The organism is Arthrobacter sp. 2YAF22_2 (assembly GCF_052114645.1).
GTDB lineage: Bacteria > Actinomycetota > Actinomycetes > Actinomycetales > Micrococcaceae > Arthrobacter.
In genome coordinates, this window is the sequence record NZ_JBFRFD010000460.1 from 1 (window position 1) to 2,965 (window position 2,965).

4 protein-coding genes are annotated in these 2,965 nt (G+C 65.6%); all 4 read left to right on the forward strand.

Annotated elements, in window-relative coordinates; all coding sequences use genetic code 11:
• A partial coding sequence (gene whiA, locus AB4Y86_RS15825) for a DNA-binding protein WhiA (protein WP_441403140.1) occupies positions 1 to 326 on the forward strand: 326 nt, incomplete at its 5' end.
• 174 nt (positions 327 to 500) lie between these two features.
• Positions 501 to 1,124 carry a superoxide dismutase gene (locus AB4Y86_RS15830; RefSeq protein ID WP_441403141.1) on the forward strand — a complete coding sequence of 208 codons (624 nt, stop codon included), beginning with the start codon at positions 501 to 503 and terminating at the stop codon, positions 1,122 to 1,124.
• 267 nt (positions 1,125 to 1,391) lie between these two features.
• Positions 1,392 to 2,402 (forward strand): type I glyceraldehyde-3-phosphate dehydrogenase, encoded by a 1,011-nt coding sequence (gene gap, locus AB4Y86_RS15835; RefSeq protein ID WP_441403142.1) that lies wholly within the window; start codon positions 1,392 to 1,394, stop codon positions 2,400 to 2,402.
• A gap of 10 nt (positions 2,403 to 2,412) precedes the next feature.
• A partial coding sequence (pgk, locus tag AB4Y86_RS15840; RefSeq protein WP_441403143.1) for a phosphoglycerate kinase occupies positions 2,413 to 2,965 on the forward strand: 553 nt, incomplete at its 3' end.

The following is a 2,965-nucleotide window of genomic DNA, read 5'->3' on the forward strand; positions in this document are numbered from 1 at the left end:
CCACGGCGAACCGGCTCGCCAACTTCGACGACGCGAACCTGCRCCGCTCGGCGCAGGCCGCCGTCGCCGCGGGCGCCCGCGTCGACCGGGCCCTTGAGATCCTCGGCGACGACGTTCCGGACCACCTCAAATACGCCGGCGAACTGCGGGTGGCGCACAAGCAGGCCAGCCTGGACGAGCTTGGCCGCCTGGCGGAACCGGTGATGACCAAGGACGCCATTGCCGGCCGGATCCGCAGGTTGCTGGCGATGGCGGACAAGCGCGCGGAGGACCTCGGGATCCCCGGCACCGAAGCCAATGTGACAGCGGAAATGCTGGACGAGTAGCCACTGCCGGGTTTCCGGGCCAGAATCGGATCCAGCGGCGGGGAATACCCCGCCGGCCCCGGAGGCTATGCCCACTGGATCCACATCCAAGGAACTTCCGGGTGTCCAACCATCCGGATGCACAATCCGAGAGTTAGCAAAACCGGACGAACGTCCACGACATTGGAGGATTTTGTGACCGAATACGTACTTCCCGAACTTGACTACGACTACGCAGCGCTGGAACCTCACATCTCCGCGAGGATCATGGAGCTGCACCACAGCAAGCACCACGCCACCTACGTGGCCGGCGCCAACAACGCTCTGGCCCAGCTGGCCGAGGCACGGGAGAAGGGCGACTTCGCCAACATCAACCGCCTCTCCAAGGACCTCGCGTTCCACACCGGCGGCCACATCAACCACTCGGTCTTCTGGAAGAACCTGTCCCCGGACGGCGGCGACAAGCCCGAGGGCGACCTCGCAGCCGCCATCGACGACGCGTTCGGCTCCTTCGACGCGTTCCGCGCCCAGTTCACCGCCGCGGCCCTCGGCCTGCAGGGCTCCGGCTGGGGCTTCCTGGCCTACGAGCCGATCGGCGGCAACCTCGTCATCGAGCAGCTGTACGACCAGCAGGGCAACGTCGCGCTGGGCACCACGCCGCTGCTGATGCTGGACATGTGGGAGCACGCTTTCTACCTGGACTACGTCAACGTCAAGGCCGACTACGTCAAGGCCTTCTGGAACATCGTGAACTGGGCCGACGTCGCCAAGCGCTTCGATGCCGCCCGCAAGAACGCCACCGGCCTGATCACCCTCTAGGAACCGGCCACCGCCGAAACCCTGCTGTAACAAAGCTCACATTTCGGTCCCTAAGGACCGGATCGTGGTCAGCCCGCCCCCGCACTTGCGGGGGCGGGCCCAGTTAAACGTAAGATGGATCACGGAAGGCGGTTAGCCTTCAGCAACGTGGCTGCTCGTCCTCCGATCTGGTAATCATCTCTGCCCAATGGCGTGCGGGATCTGTTAGTTGGCTTGAACGCCTACTCAACTAGTCGTGCTTGAGAGAGCACCAAGGAGACTGAAAACGTGACGACACGTATTGGTATCAACGGCTTCGGCCGCATCGGCCGCAACTACTTCCGCGCCGCCCTCGCCCAGGGAGCAGACCTCGAGATCGTTGCAGTCAACGACCTCACCAGCCCGGAAGCCCTCGCGCACCTCTTCAAATACGACTCCGTCGGCGGCCGCCTGGCCGAATCCATCGAGGTCAAGGACGGCAACATCGTCGTCGACGGCAAGACCGTAAAGGTCCTCGCCGAGCGCGATCCGGCCAACCTGCCCTGGGGCGAGCTGGGCGTCGACATCGTGATCGAGTCCACCGGGTTCTTCACCAAGGCCGCCGACGCGCAGAAGCACATCGACGCCGGCGCCAAGAAAGTCCTGATCTCCGCGCCCGCCTCGGACGAGGACATCACGATCGTGATGGGCGTGAATGACGGTCTCTACGACAACGCCGCGCACCACATCATCTCCAACGCCTCCTGCACTACCAACTGCCTCGGCCCGCTGGCCAAGGTCGTCAACGACTCCTTCGGCATCGAGCGCGGGCTGATGACCACCATCCACGCTTACACCGCGGACCAGAACCTGCAGGACGGCCCGCACAAGGACCTCCGCCGCGCCCGCGCCGCCGCCATCAACATGGTCCCCACCTCCACGGGCGCCGCCAAGGCCATCGGCCTGGTCCTGCCCGAGCTCAAGGGCAAACTCGACGGCTACGCCATCCGCGTCCCGGTCCCCACCGGCTCCGCCACCGACCTCACCGTCACCGTCTCCCGTGAGACCACCGTGGAGGAGGTCAACGCCGCGCTCAAGGCCGCGTCCGAGTCCGAAGCACTCAAGGGCCTCCTGACCTACACCGACGAGCCGATCGTTTCCTCGGACATCGTCGGGGACCCGGCGTCGTCCATCTTCGACTCCGGCCTGACCAAGGTGATCGGCAACCAGGTCAAGGTCGTCTCCTGGTACGACAACGAGTGGGGCTACTCCAACCGACTCGTCGACCTTACGGAGCTCGTCGCATCGAAGCTGGGCTAGGGTAAGACACATGACATTCCACACCCTCGACGAACTGATCGCTGAAGGTGTCCGCGGGCGGTACGTGCTGGTCAGAAGTGACCTGAACGTGCCGCTCGACGGCTCTACAGTGACTGACGACGGCCGGATCAAGGCCTCCCTGCCGGTATTGGCAAAGCTCACGGATGCCGGTGCCCGTGTCCTCGTCACCGCGCACCTCGGCCGCCCCAAGGGCGCCCCGGAGGACAAGTACTCGCTCAAACCGGCAGTCGCACGCCTGGCGGAGCTCGCTTCCTTCAAAGTGTCGCTGGCCGAAGACACCGTGGGCCGGTCCGCCAAGGCGGCCGCCGCGGCGTTGCAGGACGGCGAAGCCCTCGTGCTGGAGAACGTGCGCTTCGACCCGCGGGAGACCTCCAAGGACGACGCCGAACGGGGCGCCTTCGCGGACGAACTGGTCTCCCTGAGCGGCGTCAACGGCGCGTTCGTGGACGACGCCTTCGGGGCCGTGCACCGCAAGCACGCCAGCGTGTACGACGTCGCCACCCGGCTGCCGTCCTACCAGGGCGACCTGGTCCGCACCGAGG